The 19,778-nt window shown below is 41.9% G+C and carries 16 protein-coding genes; 9 read left to right on the forward strand and 7 right to left on the reverse strand.

Annotated elements, in window-relative coordinates:
* The first annotated feature begins 168 nt into the window (after positions 1–168).
* From Q9G97_RS09140 to Q9G97_RS09160, 5 genes are read left to right on the forward strand one after another with little or no spacing between them, the layout of a single operon-like run.
* Entirely contained in the window at positions 169–1,413 is a 1,245-nt protein-coding gene (locus Q9G97_RS09140; protein WP_305898550.1) for a serine protease, read from the forward strand.
* A gap of 47 nt (positions 1,414–1,460) precedes the next feature.
* Entirely contained in the window at positions 1,461–2,747 is a 1,287-nt protein-coding gene (locus Q9G97_RS09145; protein WP_305898551.1) for a phosphoribosyltransferase domain-containing protein, read from the forward strand.
* Entirely contained in the window at positions 2,744–3,583 is an 840-nt protein-coding gene (locus Q9G97_RS09150; protein WP_305898552.1) for an HAD hydrolase family protein, read from the forward strand. The genes Q9G97_RS09145 and Q9G97_RS09150 overlap by 4 nt, the downstream gene beginning before the upstream one ends.
* A gap of 57 nt (positions 3,584–3,640) precedes the next feature.
* Positions 3,641–4,810 (forward strand): cysteine protease StiP family protein, encoded by a 1,170-nt coding sequence (locus Q9G97_RS09155; protein ID WP_305898553.1) that lies wholly within the window; start codon positions 3,641–3,643, stop codon positions 4,808–4,810.
* Between the two features lie 56 nt (positions 4,811–4,866).
* Entirely contained in the window at positions 4,867–5,934 is a 1,068-nt protein-coding gene (locus Q9G97_RS09160; protein WP_305898554.1) for an HpcH/HpaI aldolase/citrate lyase family protein, read from the forward strand.
* Between the two features lie 86 nt (positions 5,935–6,020).
* Here the strand turns inward: Q9G97_RS09160 and Q9G97_RS09165 are convergent, their stop codons facing one another.
* Positions 6,021–6,833, reverse strand: a complete 813-nt coding sequence (locus Q9G97_RS09165; RefSeq protein WP_305898555.1) for an alpha/beta fold hydrolase — start codon at positions 6,831–6,833, stop codon at positions 6,021–6,023.
* Between the two features lie 276 nt (positions 6,834–7,109).
* On the opposite strand from Q9G97_RS09165, the gene Q9G97_RS09170 reads away from it, so the two are divergent.
* Positions 7,110–7,907: an enoyl-CoA hydratase/isomerase family protein gene (locus Q9G97_RS09170; RefSeq protein ID WP_305898556.1), complete on the forward strand. Its 798-nt coding sequence runs from the start codon at positions 7,110–7,112 to the stop codon at positions 7,905–7,907.
* Positions 7,908–8,035: 128 nt separating this feature from the next.
* Here the strand turns inward: Q9G97_RS09170 and Q9G97_RS09175 are convergent, their stop codons facing one another.
* Together Q9G97_RS09175 and acnB are read right to left on the reverse strand one after the other, a co-directional pair.
* Entirely contained in the window at positions 8,036–8,986 is a 951-nt protein-coding gene (locus Q9G97_RS09175; RefSeq protein WP_305898557.1) for a hypothetical protein, read from the reverse strand.
* 253 nt (positions 8,987–9,239) lie between these two features.
* Positions 9,240–11,843 (reverse strand): bifunctional aconitate hydratase 2/2-methylisocitrate dehydratase, encoded by a 2,604-nt coding sequence (gene acnB, locus Q9G97_RS09180; protein WP_305898558.1) that lies wholly within the window; start codon positions 11,841–11,843, stop codon positions 9,240–9,242.
* Positions 11,844–12,236: 393 nt separating this feature from the next.
* Here acnB and Q9G97_RS09185 point away from each other — a divergent pair, with 393 nt between their 5' ends.
* Complete coding sequence (locus Q9G97_RS09185) at positions 12,237–12,665, forward strand: carboxymuconolactone decarboxylase family protein (RefSeq protein WP_305898559.1); 429 nt, start codon at positions 12,237–12,239, stop codon at positions 12,663–12,665.
* Between the two features lie 157 nt (positions 12,666–12,822).
* Positions 12,823–13,869: a lipoyl synthase gene (gene lipA, locus Q9G97_RS09190; protein ID WP_305898560.1), complete on the forward strand. Its 1,047-nt coding sequence runs from the start codon at positions 12,823–12,825 to the stop codon at positions 13,867–13,869.
* Between the two features lie 221 nt (positions 13,870–14,090).
* On the opposite strand, the gene Q9G97_RS09195 is transcribed toward lipA, so the two are convergent.
* Together Q9G97_RS09195 and Q9G97_RS09200 are read right to left on the reverse strand one after the other, a co-directional pair.
* Positions 14,091–15,002 (reverse strand): SMP-30/gluconolactonase/LRE family protein, encoded by a 912-nt coding sequence (locus Q9G97_RS09195; protein WP_305898561.1) that lies wholly within the window; start codon positions 15,000–15,002, stop codon positions 14,091–14,093.
* Between the two features lie 89 nt (positions 15,003–15,091).
* Positions 15,092–16,255 (reverse strand): iron-containing alcohol dehydrogenase, encoded by a 1,164-nt coding sequence (locus Q9G97_RS09200; RefSeq protein WP_305898562.1) that lies wholly within the window; start codon positions 16,253–16,255, stop codon positions 15,092–15,094.
* A 382-nt stretch (positions 16,256–16,637) separates the two neighbouring features.
* Here Q9G97_RS09200 and Q9G97_RS09205 point away from each other — a divergent pair, with 382 nt between their 5' ends.
* A complete protein-coding gene (locus Q9G97_RS09205; RefSeq protein WP_201569684.1) occupies positions 16,638–17,108 on the forward strand; it encodes a GFA family protein in 471 nt (156 codons plus the stop codon).
* A 65-nt stretch (positions 17,109–17,173) separates the two neighbouring features.
* Here the strand turns inward: Q9G97_RS09205 and Q9G97_RS09210 are convergent, their stop codons facing one another.
* Positions 17,174–19,258 (reverse strand): TRAP transporter permease, encoded by a 2,085-nt coding sequence (locus Q9G97_RS09210; RefSeq protein ID WP_305898563.1) that lies wholly within the window; start codon positions 19,256–19,258, stop codon positions 17,174–17,176.
* A complete protein-coding gene (locus Q9G97_RS09215) occupies positions 19,236–19,769 on the reverse strand; it encodes a DUF1850 domain-containing protein (RefSeq protein ID WP_305898564.1) in 534 nt (177 codons plus the stop codon). Before Q9G97_RS09215 ends, Q9G97_RS09210 begins: the two co-directional genes overlap by 23 nt.
* Positions 19,770–19,778 lie beyond the last annotated feature (9 nt).

Raw genomic sequence — 19,778 nt, forward strand, 5'->3', positions numbered from 1 at the left:
TAAAATAGTGTTCAGAAGTCTTATGCCAAGCCCATAAAGAAAAGCATTAGAATAAGCCAATGTTATCGGTCTATAATAACGACAAAGACTCTACAAAATATCGATAACCGCTCCATAAGATATCGATAATAGTATAATTATGCAGTATATTTTGATTCGAGGCGCGCAATGACAGTACAGAATACTTTAGTATTAGGCGCTAATACCGTTATTGAGCAAGCGCAGTGCTCAGTCGCTTTTACTACGCCCGATAATCTTAAGTTTGGTCAGCAGCTGGGACTGTTGTGGCTACCTTTAGATGCCAGTCGCAAAGCGGCTTGTAGTCCTGCTTATTTGCATGAGCCAAAAGACTGGGCGAAGTTGGATAGTACTGATACGCCAAGCGCGTGGCAACTTAACTTACAAGACTTATTTAACAACCAAAACGTCAGCTTTTTACAGCTCATCGCTTATGCTTATCATGAGCCAACGCTTAACTTGCCAGCCGTTGAGCTAAACAAAGTCAATTTGCGCTTAAATGATGGCGCTATCACGTACGACTTTGCTACCACCGAGCGCCATGTAAAAGCCGCTATCGTACTGGAGATCTACCAACGCAACGGTCAGTATAAATGCCGTGCCTTAGGTGAGGCCTCTACTCAAGGGCTCAATAGTTTAGAGCAGCGTGTACAAGTGAGTCTCGATATTAGGCCGCCCAATGTTCATGAGCTCATTCAAGATGCTCAGCGCCAGCAAAACCAGACTGCCAGTAATAATGATGTGCGTCCACCAAGACAAGTTCAAACGGGTGAAACGTGGACGGGTACGGCATTTGCCATTGATGACTATCATTTATTAACTTGCTATCATGTCATCGAATCAGCCAATCTAATCGGTATTCGTCAGCAGGGTCAGCCCGATCGCGAGGCGCAAGTGGTACTCGCTGATATCGGCAGCGACTCGGCGATCATTCGAGTCAATGAGCCACTTCCTCACTACCTTCCATTAGCACAGCGCTGTAGTGATATCTTGGGCGAGACGATTACGACATTAGGCTTTCCGCTGTCTGGACTTAGTAGTCAACTGCAAGTGACTCAAGGCTGTATCTCAGGCTTGACTGGCTCTGGCGATGATATTCGTTATATACAGTTTACCGCGCCGATTCAGCCTGGCTCTAGTGGCAGTCCACTGCTATTGCCAACGGGCGAAGTAGTCGGTATGGTGACGTCCAGCTTTGTCCATGAGCACGCGCAAAACCTCAACTATGCAGTAAAATTTCAGTTATTATCAGCGCTATTAGCCAGCGCTGGTATCAGTCTGGATAATGCATCCACTAATAAAACAAGTTTATTGAAAATGAGTGCATTATTATCAACGCCACAGCTCAGTAAACAAAGTCGCAGTGCGCTGTGGCTAGTCGGCTGTGAAGGTTAAGCAAATTTTAAAACTATAAAATAGTCAAAGTTTCACTGAGGAATAAGATGTCAGATAAGCAAAAAATTACAACCATTACCCTACCACGGGGTACGCTTGATTTAACCTATCAAACCAATAATGTGGCTGGTAATGATAGTGCTTATGAGTTAGAGGACCTACTCGGTTTCGCTCAACGCATTAATCCTAAACGCGCATTTTTATTCGTCTCAAAAGTATTAGGCCGCCATATTCCAGTGGCTCCTAGTACTATGCGTCGTGCTTTTACCGATCTAGCCAGTTTAGTACCTGATAATTTATCTGAGCCAATTTTAGTGATTGGTATGGCAGAGACTGCTGTAGGACTATCCGCTGGTGTGCACCAAGCCCTGCAAACGCGCTATCCCAATGCACTATTACTAAACTCTACCCGTCACGCCCAGCACGATGAAACTAGCGATGGGAATAATACTGAAACACTGCTTACCACCTTTAGCGAAGACCACAGCCATGCCAGCCAGCATTTGATTTATCAAAGCTCTGATAAAGTGACCCAAGCGCAATTGCTCGCTAGTAAAACGGTCATCATGGTCGATGATGAGGCCTCAACAGGCAATACTTGTATCAACGTAGTCACTGCCTTACGCGATGCAGGACTGACGCAATTAGAGCAAGTGCATCTGACCACTTTAGTCGATTGGTCATTAGAGCAAACAGGATTAGATGATACTGTTTCTGATAAGATTGCTTCACGTTTGCCGAATATCGACTTTTATCGTCATCATCTACTATCAGGTGCTTGGCAGTGGACAGATGCACCCAATCCTGAACCCATTACTATGCCATCGGTTGATACTACAGCAGCTGGCTCGCAGCCTATTTTACCAACTGGCAATTGGGGTCGCTTTCCGACTTTGGATAGCACTGATGGCTTTGAGAGTTATTTAAAGCGGTTTAAAAAAGCTTTTGCAGGCTTTAATAATCAGGTCGCTTTTGAGCAAACACTTTTTGAAGAAGATCAGCTACCGAAGAGAATTTTAGTATTAGGCTGTAACGAATTTGTCTGGTTACCGTTTTTATTAGCAGAATGGTTAGAGCAAAACACGCGCGCAAACCATGTAGAACATGATATCAAATTTAGTGCGCTTACTCGCTCGCCGATTGCGCTTGGCGGTGCGATTACGACTATGATGAGCTTTACCGATAATTATGGGCTGGGTATGACTAACTTTGTCTATAACGTCGAGCCAAAGGATTGGGACTTGATTGTACTTTGTGTAGAAACGCCAGCAGATAGTGTTGATGCGATGTGGCAGGATTTGGATAATGTATTGGTGGTGGGTGCTGATATATGACTATCCCATTCTTCCAGCCAAACCCAAACATTATCAAACCCTACGCGCTAATGGATTTGGATGATACGCTGTTTCAGACCCAGCGTAAGATTGACGCTTGGGATTTAGTAGCTAACGATTCTGAGAGTTTAGTTTGCGCGACGGTTAATAAAAAAGATGAACCGCTTAGCTTTATGACTACTCGCCAAGCTAACTTTTTTAATTGGTTACTCGTCAGCACTGAATTGATAGTGGTAACCGCTCGTGATACTAGCGAAATTAAACGTGTAAAACTACCCTTTAGCAGCTGGCAAGTACTGACCCATGGCGCGATTGTTCTAATGCCAAATGGCGCGCGACTGGACGCTTGGCAACAGCATATTTATAATGAGCTTGAGCCATTACAGGACAAACTCAATCAGCTTAGCGAACTGTTTGCTAGTCATAGTAAAAACGATACTAGTCAGCTAGTATTTACGCCACATAAAGATACTTTTAATGGTGGTAATAGCAATAATAATGGCTCTAGCGAGCACGAATTAACGATTTATTTAGCAATTAAGCACGCGCAAAAAGATCATCAAGCGCTGATTGAGCTTGCTAATAAATTACCCTCGTTAATACGTGATTTTGATCAGCATTTTTATGTGCATGTAAATGCTAATAATTTAGCGATTCTGCCGCATGCTATTCATAAGCGCCATGCGGTACAATTCTTACTAGAGCATCGTTTAGACAATACGCGACCCAGTTTTGGCTTTGGTGATAGCTTAGCAGATTTGCCATTTCTACAATTATTGGACTGGTATGGCATGCCCAATCATGGTCAGTTACATTCAGCTTTAAATAATTTTTAATACTTATAAATAATTTTAGCATCTCTAACTTTAGCCCTACTGATCACAGAGCCTTCTATGACACATTCTAATTTGCCGCCTATCGAAAGCTTTGGTTCAGGCAGCTATCTGCCATCCGATGTCACTGTACTGCTAGACATCGTCGATAAAACGACAGTCGCTGATGTTCCTGTGAGTGAAAAAGAAGCCTTGATTCAAAGCGGTCAGCGCCATTATTCAGATATGTTGACCTTGGAGCAAGCGCCAAGCGCCATGCACGATCAGCTTTATAAGCAAGCATTGGATCAAGGAGCGCCACGTACTGCCACTGACATTGCAAATTTAGCTTTTACGCTACATCACATTTTTAATGATAAAGTTAATAGCGAGCATCCTCTAATATTAGTCAGTTTAGTCCGTGCAGGATTGCCCGTTGGGGTATTATTACAACGCGCCCTAAAAGATGCTAACCGCACTTATCATCTGCCAAGTCAGCATTATGGCATTAGCATTATTCGTGACCGCGGCCTCGATAGTATCGCGTTACAGCTTATTTTAGACAAGTATCCAGATAGTCCAATCGTATTCGTTGATGGTTGGACAGGCAAAGGAGCTATTTATCAGGAGTTAGCGCGTAGCCTTGAGCCGTTCAACGACTCTACTCATGCCAATTATAATAACTTTTTTCATCAGGGCACGGACATCATTCCCCTATTGACCCTTGCTGATCCTGCTGGCATGGCTTGGCTTGCTGCCAGTACAGATGATTGGCTGATACCATCAGGATTATTAAATAGCACCGTATCAGGATTGATCTCGCGCAGTCTTTATACTGATCCTGAATCAGGTCTACATCGCAGCGTGTTTTATGACAACTTAGTAGAGAGTGATAATAGCTTAGCATTTATTGATACTATCGATACGCTAAGGCAGTCATTGGCTATGACCACTCGATTACTAGCGAGATTTGAGCATCCACGTTACCAAACGGCTGATTTAATTGATACTTTGGCTGATCAATATAAGATAACCAATCGCAATCGTATCAAGCCAACTATTGCAGAGGCAACAAGAGCGATATTACGCCGTGATCCTGAGCAAGTATTGTTAGCCTCTGCCGATCATCCTGACACCAGACTGTTACGTCATTTATGTGCCCAGCGTAATATTGAAATTACGGTATTAGGTGATAAAATACTGCCTTATCAAGCCATTACTATTATCAAACAACGTACGGCTCATATTTAAAATTCGGCTTTTATGCTAACTTTACCTTACTATTTATCACACTGATTATGGATGATATGACAGACAACGAATCCAACCTTTATAACTCTACTCAGTCTTACGCTACGCTTATCACTGAGCGTCATGCGATGATTAAGCCACACGCCCATCATCCTTATCAATTGGGTGCCAGCCTATATATGCCTGCTACTCGCCAAGATATCTGGCAGGTCATCAAGCGCGATAAGCTGCCAACGATCAATAGCATTATCATCTGCTTAGAGGATTCGGTGAGTCATAGTGATGTTGAGCTGGCGCTTACTCGCCTGCAAATCTTGCTCGATAACTGGGCATTGCATGTGCATAGTATTAATGAACCCTCAAGACAAGATGCCACTCATCTACAGCAGCAAAACAATCAGCCGACGCGACCTCTAGTATTTGTGCGCGCGCGAAACCCTATGATGCTACAAAAGCTCGCTGATTTTAGACATATCGAGCTACTTGATGGTTTTGTACTACCTAAAGTTGATATGTATAGTTTATCGAATTGGCGTATGGCTTGTCAGAACTTGAGTGCTGAGCAGTTGTTGATGCCAACGCTTGAGACCGCCGCGCTATTCAACCCGCATCATAATCAAGAGCTGGCTATTGGTTTTAAAGAAGCCTTTAGTCAGCCTGTTTTTGCGCTACGCATCGGTGGCAATGACTTATTTGCCGCATTGCGTCTACGTCGCCCTAAAAACAATATCATTTATGATACCCCTATCGGTACGCTGGCTTATCAGTTACTTGGCTGCTTTGTGCCCCATGGCTTTTATTTGAGTGCACCTGTGTTTGAGTATTTGGATCAGCCAATGCTCTTTATGCAGGAGTTAAACCGTGATGTCAGCTTAGGGCTCGTTGGCAAAACCGTCATTCATCCGAGTCAAATCGCTTTAGTTCAGCAAGCTTACTGTGTGCCGACTAGCATGCTTGATGAAGCGCAAGCAATACTACATAGTGAGGCCAAAGCCGTATTTAAGTATAATAATACTATGCTAGAGCCTGCCACTCATCGTGCATGGGCGGATGAAGTCATCAATCGAGCTCAAGTATTCGGCACGATCAATGATGGTAACAGTGACTATAAACCACTGCTTTGAGCTCATAGATTTCAGATAAAAAGCCGCTCTCAAATATTTGAGAGCGGCTTTTTATTTGCTTAGATTCAACTTATTAGCATAAATAATTAAACACAGCTGTTCAAGAATTTACTCATTACCGTATTCACTTGTTCAGGCTCTTCAACGGTTGAGGTATGACCTGAGCCTTTAATCACTGCCATCTTTGATCCTTTGATCGCAAAATGCATACGTTCAGCCTTGGCATAAGGGGTGGCGACATCTTCATCACCTACAATGACTAAAGTTGGCGTGGTAATTTCACCGAGCCGATCATAAATACCATCACGCTCTATAACGCCCATAGTCGCTTTGACGACCCCCTCTTTACGGTTGCTATTTAACAGAGACAGCCATTCTTTGTTATCGACCTTACGGGCTTTATCTGCCAAAAAGGTACTACCAAACATAATAGGCATCACCTTTTTGCTCACCCTTTTCATGCCCAGCCACTTGATAGCCGTCACTAGTTTCTTATAATTTGGAATATTAGTAGGGTCTTCGGCATCAGCTGAGGTATCTATTAGAGTAAGCGAATTCAATAACTCTGGTCGTTTTATAGCGACACGTTGCCCGACAAAACCACCCATCGACAGACCTACGTAATGACAGCTATCAATATCTAGCGCCTCAAGTAATCCAATGGCATCATCGGCTAAGGTATCCATATCATAGCCGCCTTTGGTAATCTGAGACTGCCCTTGCCCGCGAAAATCAAAAGCGATACAACGATAATCCTTAGCAAAATGCGCGACTTGCTTATCATAGATTTTGGTACTCCACAGCAAGCCATGGGCGAATAATATGATGGGCTTAGTAGTATCGCTTGGCGCACTGTCTTCGTAATATATAGTGGTGTTATTTAGCTGAATATTGGGCATGATGACTTCCTTGTTGTTATACATTGTAGATAAAATAATGGATTAATAAGTTGAGTGCTTATACTTGCATCAAGCTTTTAGCATAAGTTAGAAACTATCCATTTGATAGCAAAATTTTTGAATACCAAGTTTTAGGATCTGAGTTCTAGGATTTATATTGATACCCTAGAGGTTCATAGAATCCACTTTTATAATAATGCCAAACTGCTATAGTTGTTAGCACCAATCATCAGCATGACACCAGTTATTATAATCACTTAAACAAGGATACATTGTATGCCGCAGCCTACTGTCGATTATCAAATGAAAGATCATATCGCTACTATCACTATGAACGATCCTAAGACTTTAAATGCCTTTAGCACTACTCTAAAAGACGCCATGATGAATGCACTCAATAAAGCGGATTACGATAGCCAAGTCCGTGTGATTGTCTTGCAAGGCGCAGGCGGCAGTTTCTCCAGTGGCGGTCATATTGGTGAGATGCTTGAGAACGGTATGGAAGGTGACGCCTTATCTGACAAACTCAACTTTATGGTCGGCGAAGTTGGTCAAATTAGCCTAAAGCTACGCGCTATTCATAAGCCAATTATCGCCAAGTTAGAAGGTGCGGTCGCAGGTGCTGGTATGAACTTAGCACTCACTTGTGACTTCCGTATCGCCGCTGATAACGCCAAATTCGTACAGGCATTCGTGAATATCGGTCTAGTACCTGATGCAGGTGGTATTTATTTATTAACTCAATTAATCGGTGTCGCCAAAACGACAGAAATGGTCATGCTCGGTGATAAGCTCAAAGCGGAAGATATGGCACGTTTAAACTTAGTTAATAACGTGGTCAGTAGTGACGAGTTAGATGCAACGGTGTTAGCGCTAGCAACTCGTTTGAGTAACCTGCCCGGCAAAGCATTGGCATCAATGAAACATATGATTAACACTCATGCCTATATGGGACTGAATGAAGCACTCGATATGGAAGTCAATCAGCAGACGATGCTTGCCAAAACGGATGACTTTAAGGAAGGTATTAGCGCGTTTATGGAGAAACGTAAGCCTGTATATGTGGGTAGGTAGCCAAGAACTTTATCGCTCGTTTTATCGCTCACTTTTATGAGCGATAAAATGAGCGTTAAATTTTATAATATCAGAATAAAATTTGGCTACTAAAATACTAAAAGCCAGCAATGACTTGTGCATAAGGTTTATTGATCATAATTCAGAAGTACGTTAACAAAACGCTTCACTCTTAAATCACTTGGACTATCGTCTGACTTTAAAATGTCGTTAATGAAATCATCATAATTATTTATTATTCCATCAGCCATCAAACTAGTAATACTAACTATAAAACTTATTTCAAATCCTAATAAAAAAAGTAGCAAATAATATTTTAAACCTGCCATAGTAAATAATTCATAAAATATTGTTGCATCACCTGTGGCAACGATAATAACCCCACATAGAGAAAATAAAGCGATAATATAAGTATGATAGTTATTGCTAGAATTATGAAAAAAATCTCTAATTCTTTTTTTGTCTTCAATGGAATTATCGCGTTTTAACTTTTGCCAAAATGAAACGAATTTTGCGAATTCAATCTTATTAATTTCATTAAAGTTGTTAGATATCCAATCTTTCTGAACCTTTTTAACATGTGACTTACTTTTCATCTTAATTATATGATTAAATTTATCACAACCCTTCATACTAGAAACTTTAATTCCAAAATCTTTGTCTTTCAGGTTTTTACTATACATATTAATTATTTGTTCATTAACAATACTTTGAATATACAATATATTATAAGCTGCTATAAATGCGAACACGAAAAATATAATGACTCCTAACCCATAACGCCATAGATATGCATCCTTACTAAATACATTCAAACTATATAGCGAGAATATAATTGAACATATTGACATAAATATAAACGCCCATTTACAAATAACTAAATGTGTAGGTATATTAAATTTCTTATGAGACCAAAAATTGTAATGATATTCATTAATATATTTAGTAGGATTTTGAAAGCCATTGCTAATTTCTTTAGTCTCGTTAAACTTTACAATTATTTCATCACTCTTAAGCTCAGACGCTTTTTCTTGCGCCTCTCTTAACCGACAATATTTTTCAAATTTTATGCAACTCACACAAATATCCTCTATAAAAATTCTAACCTATATATCTGTATTTTGTCATTGGCTGGTAAAGCTAATGGTACGCTAATTAGATCGTAGTGCTCAAAATATACTATTAATTGCTACTATTAGATTTAAATCCTCAATTATAAACACTCAATAAAAGTTTGCAAATGTTTATTCATACTTTCTAATTCTTATGAAAAAACCCCGCATCATGACGACACGGGGTTTATTTAAAAAAGCTAGATGTTAAATTAAATGATTAGGTCAACTGAGCAACGCTAATTTTATCAGCCTCTTCTGTATACTCTTCCATACGGTCGAAGTTCATGTATTTATACACTTCATCGCCCATACTGTTGAGCATACCAGCGTACTGCTGATACTCTTCGTTCGTTGGCAGTTTGCCTAATACTGCTGCAACTGCAGCGACTTCAGCAGACGCTAGATAGACGTTAGCGCCTTGACCTAAACGGTTCGGGAAGTTACGCGTAGAGGTAGATACGGCAGTAGACTTAGGAGCGATACGTGCTTGGTTACCCATGCATAATGAACAACCTGGCATCTCAGTACGAGCGCCTGCTTGTGCATAAATATTGTAATAGCCTTCTTCCATCAACTGACGCGCATCCATCTTAGTCGGTGGCGCAATCCATAGACGAGTCTTGAGGCTACCTGCTGGCACGTCTTGCAGTAGTTTGCCTGCAGCGCGGAAGTGACCGATGTTAGTCATACAAGAACCGATGAATACTTCATCAATCGTATCGCCTGCGACATCTGCTAAGGTTTTAGCATCGTCTGGATCATTCGGGCAGCACAGAATCGGCTCTTTGATCGTGCTCATATCGATAGTCATATCAATAGTGTATTCAGCATCTTCGTCAGCACGCATTAGGCTTGGATTAGCCAGCCACTCTTGCATCTGCTCTACACGACGACTAATAGTACGCGCATCGCCATAGCCTTCAGAGATCATCCATTTCAACAAAGTCACGTTAGAGTTTAGATACTCAGTCAGAGACTCTTCAGACAAGGTAATCGTACAACCAGCAGCACTACGCTCGGCTGAGGCGTCTGATAACTCAAACGCTTGCTCTAGCGTTAAGTCTTCTAGACCTTCAATTTCAAGGATACGACCGTTGAACTCGTTGATTTTGCCTTTTTTATCGACAGTCAATAAGCCATCTTTGATCGCTTGATAAGGAATAGCATGGACCAAATCACGTAGCGTGATACCAGGCTGACGCTCACCTACGAAACGCACACGGACAGACTCAGGCATATCAAGTGGCATAACACCTGTTGCTGCTGCGAACGCTACTAGACCAGAACCTGCTGGGAATGAGATACCCATTGGGAAACGAGTATGTGAATCACCACCAGTACCTACGGTATCTGGAAGTAACATACGGTTCAACCATGAATGAATAATACCATCGCCTGGACGTAAGCTGACACCGCCACGGTTCATTATAAAATCAGGCAATGTATGCTGAGTCTCGACGTCGACTGGCTTTGGATAAGCGGCCGTATGACAGAAAGACTGTAATACTAGATCCGCTTGGAAACCTAAACACGCTAAGTCTTTTAGCTCATCACGGGTCATAGGGCCAGTAGTATCTTGCGAGCCGACTGTGGTCATTTTTGGTTCACAGTACATGCCTGGGCGTACACCTGGTAGGCCACAAGCTTTACCGACCATTTTTTGTGCAAGTGTATAGCCTTTGCCCGTATCTACTGGCTCTTCTGGCTTGGCAAAGACATCAGAATGCTCAAGACCCATATATTCGCGAGCACGATTGGTCAAACCGCGACCAACGATCAATGGAATACGGCCACCAGCACGAACTTCGTCGAGTAGCGTCGGCGAGTTTAGCTTAAAGGTTGATAATACTTCCTCAGAGTCATGGGTAGTGATTTTGCCTTCATACGGATAGATATCGAACACATCACCCATGTTTAGGTTATCAACGTTGATTTTCTCAATAGGTAGTGCGCCTGAATCTTCCATGGTGTTAAAGAAGATAGGAGCAATATTATTACCCAGTACTAGACCGCCACCACGTTTGTTTGGCACGTTAGGGATATCTTCACCCATTAACCATAGTACTGAGTTAGTCGCAGATTTACGGCTAGAGCCTGTACCAACCACATCACCGACATAAGCTAATGGAAAGCCTTTTTCTTTTAGAGTTTCAATCTGCTTCATTGAGCCGACCACACCCTCGTCATCAGCGACAATGCCATCACGAGAGTTTTTGTGCATAGCTAAGGCATGTAATGGAATATCAGGACGGCTCCACGCATCTTGCGCAGGAGATAAATCATCAGTATTGGTCTCGCCGGTGACTTTAAACGTCGTATACGTTGACTTCTCAGGTACTGCCGCGCGATTAGTGAACCATTCAGCATCTGCCCAAGATTGGACAACTTCTTTAGCGATAGTATTGCCCGCTTCAGATTTTTCAGTCACATCATTGAACGCATCAAATACTAGCAAGGTTTTCTTTAGTGCCTCAGCAGCCTCTTGTGCAACCTCTTGGTCATCTAAAGCGGCAACTAATGGCTGTACGTTGTAGCCACCCTGCATCGTACCTAAAATTTGTACCGCTTTTTTCTTATTAATAAGTGATGATGTCGCCTCGCCTTTCACGATAGCGGCCAAAAATGCAGCTTTGACATAAGCCGCTTGATCAACACCTGCTGGAATACGATTTTCAAGCAAGTTCATTAAGAACTCATCTTCGCCCGCTGGTGGGTTTTTTAGGAGTTCAACTAAATCAGCTACTTGATGCTCGTTAAGGGGAAGGGGTACAATTCCTAGCTCGGCACGTTCTGCGACATGTTTACGATAAGCTTCTAACACAATAGTCATCCTCGTCAATGAATTACTAGCGCAACACGTGGGTAGTCGGAATGACCGCCTGCGTCGATACGCTAAAGGGGATATTATGCCTGCTAATATAGCTCAAAACGCCCAAAATGTTAATGACCAATCTATAGTTAGCTTATATTAAAGGCCATATTGAACATTTATTAGAAAAATAGTGTCATAAATAATGTGATTACTACACCTTTAATAATAGTGCTTAACACCCTAACCAGCTGACGATGAGCGCTTAAATAAAGACAGAACGACTGCTATACTCTTTATCATTTAAGATTTATCTCGTTACATCTGATGGTTATATCGTTTTTTATACTATTTTTAGTAAGACTACTTTTTGACACGCCTAATTATAAACTCAAGGATAATCTCATGGAAAACAAGTCGATAAAAGAGAGTAATAATCTAAGCCATAATGAAAACTATGAAAATGGATTAAAGGTTCGTACTGACGTTATGGGAGCCGCCCATGTACAGCGCTCTCTTGATGCAGCAACACCATTCACCCAGCCCTTGCAAGATTGGATTATAGAACACGCTTGGGGTAGCACTTGGCAGGATGAGTCGATATTACCGCGCAAGTACCGCTCGCTGATTACTATTAGTTTTTTGATTGCGCAAAAAAGCCCTACTGAGCTCAAAGGACACATTCGCGGTGCTATTAATAATGGCGCTAGTGTCGCTGAGATCAGAGAGGTATTGATGCACAGTCTGCCCTACTGCGGTGCCCCTGCCACTCAAGAAGCATTCCGCGCCGCTATAGAGGTGCTCAATGAGATGGATATTGATATAAACAAATAGTAAAACGTTAATCGATAATAGCTTTAGCAAGAATGCTGAAAAATGATGTAATTTTTGTTATAATCAATCTATCAAAAACCCTTTCTTATTTTTTAAAAACAGTCAATAAAACCCCTATATTATAAAGGTTTAGATTATAAGGATTTAGGATAAGCCTATGAGTTCACTAGCCGTACAAACGCATGTTCCTGCTGCCAAAGCCAAACCCAAAAAAGCCATTCAAGGCGAAAAGTTACGTGGCTACGATAAGGTTGCGCGTATCCCAATTAAAGTCATCCCGACCGTCGAGGCGAAGAAAAAGCCAGACTGGATTCGGGTCAAGCTATCCTCTCCTGCTGAGGTGGCACGTATCAAAGCCAAACTGCGTGAGCAAAAGCTCTATACTGTCTGTGAAGAGGCTGCCTGCCCTAATCTAGCGCAGTGCTTCTCTGATGGTACGGCGACCTTTATGATTATGGGTGATATTTGTACTCGTCGTTGTCCGTTCTGTGACGTCGGTCATGGTCGCCCTAATGAGCTGGATAAAGATGAACCGCGCCATACTGCTGAAACTATTTTAGGTCTTGAGCTTAAGTATGCCGTTATTACCTCTGTTGATCGTGATGATCTAAAAGATGGTGGTGCTAATCATTTCGTTGAAGTGCTAAACGAGTCGCGTGCGCTAAGTCCGAATTGCTTAATTGAAATCTTAGTGCCTGATTTCCGCGGGCGTATGGACATCGCGCTTGATTTGCTAACAGAGACCGCGCCCGATGTGTTTAACCATAATATCGAAACTGTGCCGCGTCTGTATAAAGCCTTCCGTCCAGGCTCTGATTATCAGCATTCCTTAGATCTGCTTAAGTTATATAAAGAGCGTCGTCCTGATATCGCCACCAAATGCGGCTTCATGGTTGGTTTGGGTGAGACCGAAGAAGAGATTTATAAACTACTTGATGATTTAAAAGCGCACAATGTCGATATGATTACCGTTGGTCAGTACTTGCAACCTAGCAAAAACCATGCGCCTGTTGATCGTTACGTGCATCCTGATGAGTTCCAGCGTTATATGGACTACGGTAAAAAGATTGGCTTCTTTAATATTTGGGCAGGGCCTATGGTGCGCTCTAGCTACTTTGCCGATCGTCAGTACTATGGCGAAGATTGCCCAGCACCGATTCGCAGCAAAAAAGCGCTTGAGGCTGAAGGTAAATTGGGTTGTTAGTAAAGTAAAATATTTGTAATAAATAAGAGGTCAACTATGACCTCTTTTTATATGGTCTTTTTACTGACGTCTTAATTTTTTATTTATGCAACAAGTCCAATTGTCCAGAATGATTAAGAACCGATAGTTAGTAGCCTATACACAAAATAACCCCCTCTCAAGTCATCAAAGGAGGACTATTTTATAGTGCTTTATTCTTTTTCTCTCAAGACTCCTTAAATCTAAGGCGTACCCGCATGAGCTACTTTTACTTGGGTAGAGAGCATGCGAGCTTTGGTTTCAGCCTTACGTGAAGCTTCATCCCAATCAGGTGCAGCGCACATATATAGTGTTTTACCATCAGGCCCGCCAAGAGCCACTGCAAATACACCCTCGGATTCGGTATTGACAGTCTCTAAGATTTCGCCACCCTCCGCTATTCTCAGGGCTTGCTGATTGAGGGTATTAGCAATCCAAACCGCTCCTTCACTATCTAATGCTAGTCCATCAGGTAAAATTTTGGCATTGCCAATACGCACGCCAAGATCAGGCTCAGCGCCAAGCTCTCCATAGTTAGCAAAATCGCGTCTTTCACCTAGCGTGCCATCTTCTAATATATCGAATTGAGAGATTTTATTACCAAATAGCTCATTGACGATTAAAGTCTTTTCATCAGCAGAGATCACCATCCCGTTGGCAAACGCTAAGCCCTCTGCAACCACCTGTGAGCTACCGTCTGGCTTAACGAGTACTAGACCAGCAGCTTCATAACCAGCACCGCCCATTAAGTCAAAGCCAAAATTACCGACATAAGCATTGCCATTGGGAGCGACAACCATATCGTTAGCATGACCGCCACAGTGCTCAGAGATGTCAGCATGCACTACCAACTCACCATCATTCTCTAAGCGCATTACTTTACGGTCTCTCATTGATACTACTAGCATACGTCCATCAGGTAACCAGCCTAATCCAGATGGCTGCTCATCAATGCGAACGATTTCTTCTGCGGCACCGTCATCGTTTACTCGATAAACGCCTTGAGTATAAAAATCAACGAACCACAAAGCGCCTTCATGCCAGCGCGGCCCTTCTAAATAATGAAAACCATCGACTACAACGTCGAGTTTATATTCTGATTGAGCATTTTGCATAGCGACTATCCTTAAGTGACTGTTTAACTTCCTTGTTATGATAAACACCAACAATAACGTCATCTAAACCGTCTTTATGGCGAAAAACCTTACATTATCTCCTTATAAATAGCGTTAACTTGTTCCAAATCTATATCTTTAGGGTTAGTTTCGATGAGACGCATATAAGTGTTGATGACGATATCTGCTAAAGCGGGAATATCATCCTCAAAGATATCCAACTCACTAAGACGATATTTGAGACCGCTCATTTGTAAAAAGTATTTTAATTGATCAATAAGCTGATTCGCAGCGGCTAAATCGGATATATCGTTTGTTTGCACAGGCATAACTGCGCGAGCCAGCTCGGCATAAAGTGGCGCTGCTTCTGGCAAATTAAAAGCAAATACAGGGCACATAACTAAGGCATTACCATGACCGTGTGGAATATGAAAGGTGATACTAAGCGGGTACGAGAGACCATGTACGGCCGCAACAGACGAATTGACAAAGGCGATACCGGCAAGGGTCGAACCTAATAACATATCGGTACGAGCTCTGATATCATCGCCGTGGTTAAGCACTTGCTCAAAGTTATTCCATAGCAATTGTAGGCCTTTAATAGCAAGCGTATCAGATATAGGATTCTTTTTGGTACGGCTGGTATAAGCTTCGATACAATGTACCATTGCATCTAAAGCGGTAGCCGCTGTGATATGACGAGGTAGCTTCAAGGTCAAGGTGGCGTCTAAGATTGCGACATCAGGTAGGATTTTGGGCGTATAAATAGCTTTTTTACTGCCATCTATAGCAGTAATTACTGAGACAAAGGTAGACTCTGCACCAGTACCAGCGGTAGTAGGAATGGCAAACAGAGGTACCTTTTTGAACTCACTCAAATCGGCATCTAAAATATCGCTAATTGAGTCAAAAGCATTGGCATGTAAAGCAACAATTTTGGCAGTATCGATGGAGCTGCCGCCCCCTAGACCGATAATTAAGTCGCATTGATGATATCTTGCCGAACTTATAGCTTCGTTAACCATATCAACGGGTGGATCTGCAATCACATTATCGAAAACAATCACCTTGATGCCAGCTTGTTGTAGCGACTGCTGCGCGATATCAACATAGCCCAACTGCTTGATACCAGCGTCGGTGACGATCATCGCTGACGTAGCTGCATACTGTTTCGCCAAGTTGCCAAGCTTATCGCGCATGCTGTTGACTTCGCTAATAATATGACCATTGCTATAAAACTCAATCCCTGTCATTTTATATACCCTTATTCGCTAAACTTCAATCATCATATAAGTACTTAGTCTATTAATAATACAGCTTTCCAAGCTAATGGCTAGCAAGTTTTATAAATTTATACTCACAAAAGACTTCAAGCAAATAACGACTTAAGAGGACAACTATATTGTGTAGTGTCTACATTTGGTATTTTGAGTAGGTCGTTGATCTTTGAGCATTATTACTTTGCAGCAAGTTAAGACTTTCGGGCAAGCAATATAGGCTAGTTAAGATACAGTCACTAAAATTACCGCTAAGCTTTTGAGTACTGTCGTCATGAGATTGCTACACAAGGAAGCTGAGATGATGCTATATTTTCAACTAATAAATTATGATTACTTTTATATTAAGGATTGGTCAATGAGCAATAAGTTTACTCCGCAACAAGGCTCGTGCTCCTGTTATAGCAACACTTACAATATTAAAAATAAGCCTGTTGCCCGCTTTATCTGTCACTGTACTATTTGCCAAGAGTTTACAGGCGAAGATTTTAATGATGTGACCGTTTTACTTAAATCTGATGTCGATGATTTGAATCTAATTAGAACTAAGTTTCGTCGCTGGAAGCTGCCACCAAACATCAAACGTGGCCTTTGCACTCGCTGTAACAAACCAAGCATAGAGATGGCGGTATCTGGTAACCTTATCTTAATACCGACAACTAATTATCCTGATGTAGCTGCCCTACCCAAGCCTAGTATGCATCTATTTTATAATCGCCGTGTCGAAGATATCGATGATGATTTGCCCAAGTATAAGGGCTTTTTGCAAAGTCAGACGATGATGGCTAAAGCACTGGCTAAGGGTATTTATAAAAGAGCTAAGCGCTAGTAATAATAGCTAAAAACCTAAAAAAAGAGGTCTTAATAGACCTCTTTTTTATTCAAAACTATATTTTAAATGCTTACTGTTGGCGTGGGCTCGCCACTGTTTTTAATATTTAGCACAGCAATGGCGATAACGATTGCCCCACCTGCTAATCCAGTCGTTAAGCCAGGGTAAATCAATAACAAGGCACCAACGGCCAAAATACCACGTATCATTGGACTCATCTCACTTTTAAAATAGCCTTCTAACGCTGCACTAAGCGCCAATACACCAGCAATCGATGTCAAAACGACGGTGATAATATCGATAATGGGAGGTAGCGGAAACTCTTTGACTGTGACTGCAAGTCCTGTAGGATCGATCATCAGCATCGCAGGGCTATAGATAAACATAAACGGTATAATAAATCCTGCTAGAGCTAGTTTTAGTGATAAGAATCCCGTCTTCATCGGATCACCACCTGAAATACCAGCACCAGCGAATGCCGCTAGACACACTGGCGGAGTAATATTGGCAAAGATACCAAAATAAAACACAAACATGTGCGCGGATAGAATAGGAATGTCAAATCCTGCCAGTGCTGGCGCAGCCATAGTCGCAGTAATAATATAGGCAGGGATAGAAGGCAAGCCCATTCCTAACACCATTGATGCTAGCATAGTCAATATCAAGGTAAGAAATAGCGACCCTGCGCCAAGCGTCACAATCGATGAAGTCATTACTGTACCAAAGCTGGTCAAACTGACCACACCAATGATAATACCAACTACCGCACAAGCTGCCATTACTGCCAGTGACTGACGCGCGCCATCTTCTAAAGCGCCTAGGATATCGTTAATCCCCATTCGGGTCTCTTTACGTAGCATACTTATCACTACTGTAAAGCCAATAGTATAAGCTGCTGCATACCCTACTGGTACGTTTTGGATCAAAAGATAAATCAGAAATACGATAGGCAGTAGCATATGTCCACGCGCTTTTAATACTTCTTTTACTTGCGGTAGGTTTTCTTTAGCGATACCTTTTAGGTCGCGACGCCCTGCCCGAAAATGTACTTGGGCAATCACGCCCAAATAATAGAGTATTGCTGGTAATAACGCGGCTAATGCAATGGTACTATAAGGTAAGCCTGTAGTCTCCGCCATGATAAAAGCGCTAGCACCCATAATAGGCGGCAAAATTTGTCCACCGACTGATGCACTAGCTTCCACAGCACCAGCGAAATCTTTATGATAGCCAACCTTTTTCATTAGCGGAATAGTAAAAGCGCCAGTACTTACGACGTTCGATAAAGCTGAGCCATTAATACTGCCCATAAAGCCACTTGATATGACCGCGACTTTAGCTGGGCCGCCCTTTTTATCGCCTGCCAGCGCTAAAGCTAAGTCATTGAATAACTGTCCCATACCAGAACGCGCTAAAAATGCACCAAATAGAATAAATAGAAAAATGAAAGTAACGGACGCACCAATCGCGACAGAATATAAACCTTCGGTTTTTAAAAAGAGCTGACCGAAAATATCGCCAAAATCATAAGGTCTTGTAAGTAGGCGATTCGGCATAAAGGCCATATGACTAATGAATGGATATAACAAAAATATAGACGCCAATATCGGCAAAATCCAACCTGTAATACGTCGGCTGCCTTCGAGTACACAAATCACAGTGATAATAGAGAATATAACATCGGCTTGATTGGCGATACCACCGCGCGAAGTCACGATGTCTTGGTATTCATAAATAAGATAAGTCATACCAGATAAAGACAGTACAAACCAAATCCAGTCATACCAAGCGACTTTTTTGCGGCTGCTGGTTTTATTAGCAGGGAAAATTAGAAAGATCAAAGCAAATCCAACACCGACGTGAACGGAGCGTTGTAGCAATGCTGGCATAGGATTGAAAGTTATATATAAATGAAACAACGAATATAGAATGCAGATAAGTGCGATAAAATACTTTACAGGTCCATGAGTAATATGACGAGTAATAGATTCTCTATCATACTTTTCTAATATAGCTTGAGTGACATTAGGATCAACATCATCACTGCTATTACTAGCAGTATTGGGAGTGGTAGATACATCAGTTAAGCGCGCGTCTTCATTGAGTACAGAAGACTTGCCATTATTAGCCGTCACTTGAGAGGTCATGACAAAATTTCCTGTTTAGTCTGTCCATTAGATTATAGGCTTTGGGTGTAATCTTCACCTCAGAATAGTCAGGCACCCATTGATGAATCAATAATCGATGGTCTGCATAATTTAGTTCACCCTGAGTTAATCTTGAGACCACCCAGTTCAAATTGGGTAGGCTTTCATTAATCTGATAGCCTATATATCCTGATTTTTGTATTGATGAGAGCGCCTCAGTTGAAGGTGTACCTGCTCCAAATGCTTGGAAATAAGTATTAGTTAGCAGTAGCTCATCACGCTGACGACTATACTGCTCCTCCCACCATTGTTTTTCTACAGAGTGAATCCAGCGTAATTGAAAGTCAGGTTCGATGAAATAACAAACCACTGCTTCAGCACTATCAGAGTCTCTAAATCTCTCAGATTCTCCAATGCTGATCTCAGTGACCCATTGCTTTGCTGTGAATACCCATATCATGAATAGACCTAGCGCAACAAATACTGCTGCGCCAATTAACCATTTAAGCATTTAGAAGAT

It is taken from the genome of Psychrobacter sp. M13, from assembly GCF_030718935.1.
Taxonomy (GTDB): Bacteria; Pseudomonadota; Gammaproteobacteria; order Pseudomonadales; family Moraxellaceae; genus Psychrobacter; species Psychrobacter immobilis_G.